This is a genomic window from Actinomycetota bacterium (assembly GCA_036280995.1).
Classification (GTDB): domain Bacteria; phylum Actinomycetota; class CALGFH01; order CALGFH01; family CALGFH01; genus CALGFH01.
The window spans coordinates 1-4,558 of the sequence record DASUPQ010000346.1; the positions used below are offsets into that span (position 1 = coordinate 1).

Below are 4,558 nucleotides of genomic sequence, written 5' to 3' on the forward strand. Positions count from 1 at the left end.
CCTCCCGCCCCAGACCCAGCGCAGCCCGAACGCGCCGCGTGGAACCCCTGGCGGGCGTCGCCCGCCCAGGCGGTCCCGGCTCCCTGGTCCAGCCGCCCAGCCGCCGCCCGCAGGGCCGCCGCCTCGGCCGGCACCACCTCCCCCGTGCCCATCCCGGCGGCGAGCAGGAACGGCCGCTCCGCCCCCAGGTCCCGCAGCCGCCGGCAGGTCCCTGTCAGCGCCGCCAGCGGCCCCCCGGTCAGCACCACCTTCCGCCCGGCGAACAGCGGCCGGAGCTCCTCCACCAGGCTGGGTCCCATCACCCAGAGGAATCGCTCAGGCGCCGCCGGCCACGGCGGGGCGGGGGTGTTCCTCGGGGTTGACGCGGACGTCGACGAGGGCGGTGCCGGGGGTGGTGAAGGCCCGGCGGACGGCGGGCTCGACCTCGGCGGCGCGGTCGACCCGGAGGCCGAGGGCGCCGTTGGCGCCGGCCCAGGTGGCGAAGTCGGCCGGGCCGCCGGCGGCGTCGTGGTCGCCGCTGCGGAGGCGGTGGCCGAGGGAGGAGACGTTGCTGACCACGACCTTGACCGGCAGGCGGTACTGGATGGCGGTGAGCAGCTCGCCCATCACCTTGGCGAACCCGTCCGAGCCGGTGACGGCGATGCAGCAGCGGCCCGGGTGGGCCCACTGGGCGGCGATGGCGTAGGGCACGCCGGCGGCGATCGTGGCCAGGTTGGCCGAGAGGAGGTAGTGGCGGTCCCCGCGGACGTCGAAGTGGCGGGCGGACCAGGTCGCGACCGTGCCCGAGTCGGAGGCGAGGATGGCGTCGGGGGCGGCCCAGCGGTCGACGACCCGCATCAGGTACTGGGGCTGGATGGGGTCGCGGGTCTGGTCCTCGAGCTCGTGGAGGCGTTCCCGCCAGGCGGCCATGCCGGTCTGGGCCTGCTCCAGGAACCCGCGGTCGGTCTTGCGCCGCAGCAGCGGCAGCAGCGCCCCCAGGGTCTCGGCGGCGTCCCCGAGCAGGGTGACCTCGGTGGCGTCCGAGCCGCCCAGGCGGGCCGGGTCGGTCTCGATCTGGACGGCCCTGACCTTGGCCGGGTCGGGCACGTTGGCCGGCCACGGGAAGCTGGTCCCGACCAGCAGCAGCGTGTCCGCGCCCTCCATGGCCTCCTCGGACGGCCGGGTCCCGAGCACGCCGATGCAGCCGGTGGTGAACGGGTGGTCGTCGGGCACGGCCGCCTTGCCCGGCAGGGACTTGACCACCGGCCCGGCGACGGCGTCGGCCACGGCCAGGAGCTCGTCCCTGGCCTCGAGGCCGCCCGCCCCGACCAGCAGCGCGACCCGCGAGCCCTGGTTGAGCACGTCGGCGGCCCGGGATAGATCGGCGTCGGGCGGGACCCCGGGCCCGGCGGTGAACAGCGGGGCCGTCGGCGGGGTCCCGGTCGGGGTGGTCAGCATCCATGGGCTGGTCTCGGCCGCCGTGTCCTCCAGGCCCGGCGGGAAGGTGATGTGGGACACCGTGCCCCTGGCCAGGGCGTGGCCGATGCCGATGTCGACCACGGCCGGGATCTGGACGGGCACGTTGACGCGCACGTTGTAGTCGGCGACGTCGTCGAAGGCCGACTCGAGGGCCAGCTCCTGCTGGAAGCTGGTCCCGAGCAGCCGGATCTCCTGGCTCTCGGTGATGGCCAGGACCGGTTGGTGGTCGAGCTTGGCGTCGTACAGCCCGCCCAGCAGCCGCAGCGCCCCCGGGCCGGAGGTGGCCAGGCAGACCCCGACCCGGCCGGTGGCCTTGGCGTACCCGGCGGCCATGAGGGCGGCCGCCTCCTCGTGGTGGACCAGCACCAGCTGGATCCGTCCGCCGTGGCGCCCGAACGCCTCGACCACGCCGTCGGCGCGGTCGGCCGGCAGCCCGAAGACGGTGTCGACCCCCCAGTCGACCAGCCGACCGACCAGCAGGTCCGCGGTGAGCTTCCGCACCAGGCTCCCTCCCCGAGCTTGGCGTCTAACCGAATGGTCTGGAAGCTACACGATTGTGGGTGATCGTCTCGATCAGCGACTGTTGACGACGTCGGCCAGGGTCTTGAGGAGCAGGTGGGTCGAGGTGGCGCCTGGGTCCTGGTGGTCGCGGGAGCGCTCGCCGAGGTAGCTGGCCCGTCCCTTGCGGGCGATCATCGGGATGGTGGCCTTCATGCCGGCCTCGGCGGCCGCGGCGGCGTCGTCCAGGGCCGGGCCCAGCTCCTTGCCCTCGGCCAGGGCGGCGTCCAGCGCCTCAAGGGCCGGGTGCCCGGCGTCCAGCATCGTCTTGTCCTCGAGCTGGGCCTTGCCCCTGGCGACCACGCTGTCGTACCCGGCCCGCAGCGCGGCCGCCAGCCGCTCGTCCTCGACCTCGGTCGCGTCGCCCAGCTCCTTGCCCATGCCGAGGAACAGCGACCCGTACAGCGGGCCCGAGGCCCCGCCGACCTTGCCGATCAGGGCCATCCCGACCGCCTTGAACACGCCCCCGAAGTCCTTGTCGCCCTCGAGGCCGTCGAGGCGCTGGACGGCCGCCTTGAATCCCCGGTTCATGTTGGTGCCGTGGTCGCCGTCGCCGATGGCCGAGTCCAGCCTGGTCAGGGTGGCCGCGTGCTCCTCGATCACGGACGCCGCCGACCTGACCCAGGCCTCCGCCTGGGCCACCGAGAACACCGGCTACACCCCCCAGCGCAGCGCCGGGGTGTGCACCGGGGCGTCCCACAGCCGGGTCTTCTCGTCGTCCAGGCGCAGGATGGTGACCGAGGCGCCCTGCATCTCCAGGGAGGTGATCAGCGGGCCGATCAGGTGCCGCGCCACCTGCACGCCGCCCTCGTCCAGGAGCTGGAGGACGCGCCGGTAGATCACGTACAGCTCGGCCAGGGGCGTGCCGCCCATGGAGTTGACGAACAGCAGCACCTGCTCGCCCGAGCTGAGCCCGAGGTCCTCGATCACCGGCCGGGCCAGCCGGTCGGTGAGCTGGTCGGCGCTCTCCATCTTGATCCGCTCGCGGCCCGGCTCGCCGTGGATGCCGATGCCGATCTCGACCTCGTCGTCGGGCAGGTCGAAGGTGGGCGACCCGGCCGCCGGGACCGTGCACGAGGTGAGGGCCAGCCCCATCGAGCGCACGTTGGCGTTGACGTCGCGGGCCAGGTCGGCCACGGACTGGAGGTTGGCGCCCTCCTCGGCCTTGGCCCCGACGATCTTCTCCATCAGCACGGTCCCGCCGACCCCGCGCCGTCCCTGGGTGTACAGCGAGTCCTTGACGGCCACGTCGTCGTCCACGACCACGCTCTCGACCTCGACCCCGGCGTCCCGGCCCAGGTCGGCCGCCATCTCGAAGTTCATCACGTCGCCGGAGTAGTTCTTGACGATGTGGAGCACCCCGGCCCCGCCGTCCACCTTCTTGGTCGCCCACTCCATCTGGTCGGGCGTCGGCGAGGTGAACACCTCGCCCGGGCAGGCCGCGTCCAGCATCCCCTTGCCCACGAACCCGCCGTGCATCGGCTCGTGCCCCGACCCGCCCCCGGAGATGACCCCGACCTTGCCCTGCACGGGAGCGTCGGTCCGGAAGACGACGAACGGGTCGTAGTTGACGTCGATGAGGTCGCCGTGGGCCTTCTGCATGCCCTCGAGCGACTCCTTGACGAAGTCGTCCACCGAGTTGATCAGTTTCTTCACGCCGGCCTCCACGGTTGCTCGATCGATGCGATGGCCCGGCGGGGACAGCCCCGCCGGGCCGACCCCGGCAACGGATCTAGTCGACCCACCCCCGGGTCCGCTCGATGGCCTTCTTCCACTGGGCGTAGCCGGTCTCGCGCTGGTCCTCCGACCACTGCGGCTCGAAGGTCCGGTCCACCTGCCAGTTCTCGCGCATCTCGTCCAGCGAGGACCAGTAGCCGGTGGCCAGCCCGGCCAGGTAGGCCGCGCCCAGCGCGGTCGTCTCCTGGACCTGCGGCCGGATCACCGGGATCCCGAGGACGTCGGCCTGGAGCTGCATGAGGAAGTTGTTCTTGACCGAGCCGCCGTCGACCCGCAGGTCCTCCAGGCGCTTGCCGGAGTCCTGCTCCACCGCCTCGACCACGTCGCGGCTCTGGTAGCACTCGGACTCGAGCGTCGCCCGGACCAGGTGGGCCCGGTTCACGTAGCGGGTCAGGCCGACGATCACGCCGCGGGCGCGCTCGTCCCAGTAGGGGGCGAACAGCCCCGAGAACGCGGGCACGAAGATGGCGCCGCCCGAGTCCTCGACCGACTGGGCGATCTCCTCGGTCTCGGCCGCGTTGGCGATCATCTTCAGGTTGTCGCGCAGCCACTGGACGGCCGCGCCGGTGATGGCGATCGAGCCCTCCAGGGCGTAGAAGCTGTTGCCCTTCTCGAGCGCGTAGAAGCCGGTGGTCAGCAGCCCCGACTTGGACGGCACGACCTGCTGGCCGGTGTTCTGGAGCAGGAAGTTGCCGGTGCCGTAGGTGTTCTTGGCCTGGCCGACGTCGAAGCAGGCCTGGCCGAACAGGGCCGCCTGCTGGTCGCCGGCGTCACCGGCGATCGGGACCTCGCCCCCCAAGGCGCC

5 protein-coding genes are annotated in these 4,558 nt (G+C 72.9%); all 5 read right to left on the reverse strand.

Going from position 1 to position 4,558, the window contains the following annotated elements; genetic code table 11:
* The coding region (locus VF468_11840; GenBank protein HEX5878989.1) for a hypothetical protein at window positions 1–299 on the reverse strand (299 nt) is incomplete at its 3' end.
* 16 nt (window positions 300–315) lie between these two features.
* Complete coding sequence (locus VF468_11845; GenBank protein HEX5878990.1) at window positions 316–1,959, reverse strand: thiamine pyrophosphate-binding protein; 1,644 nt, start codon at window positions 1,957–1,959, stop codon at window positions 316–318.
* Between the two features lie 72 nt (window positions 1,960–2,031).
* Entirely contained in the window at window positions 2,032–2,667 is a 636-nt protein-coding gene (gene dhaL / locus VF468_11850) for a dihydroxyacetone kinase subunit DhaL (protein ID HEX5878991.1), read from the reverse strand.
* Window positions 2,668–2,670: 3 nt separating this feature from the next.
* Window positions 2,671–3,672: a dihydroxyacetone kinase subunit DhaK gene (gene dhaK / locus VF468_11855; protein ID HEX5878992.1), complete on the reverse strand. Its 1,002-nt coding sequence runs from the start codon at window positions 3,670–3,672 to the stop codon at window positions 2,671–2,673.
* 76 nt (window positions 3,673–3,748) lie between these two features.
* On the reverse strand, window positions 3,749–4,558 hold an 810-nt coding region (locus VF468_11860), incomplete at its 5' end, for an FGGY-family carbohydrate kinase (GenBank protein ID HEX5878993.1).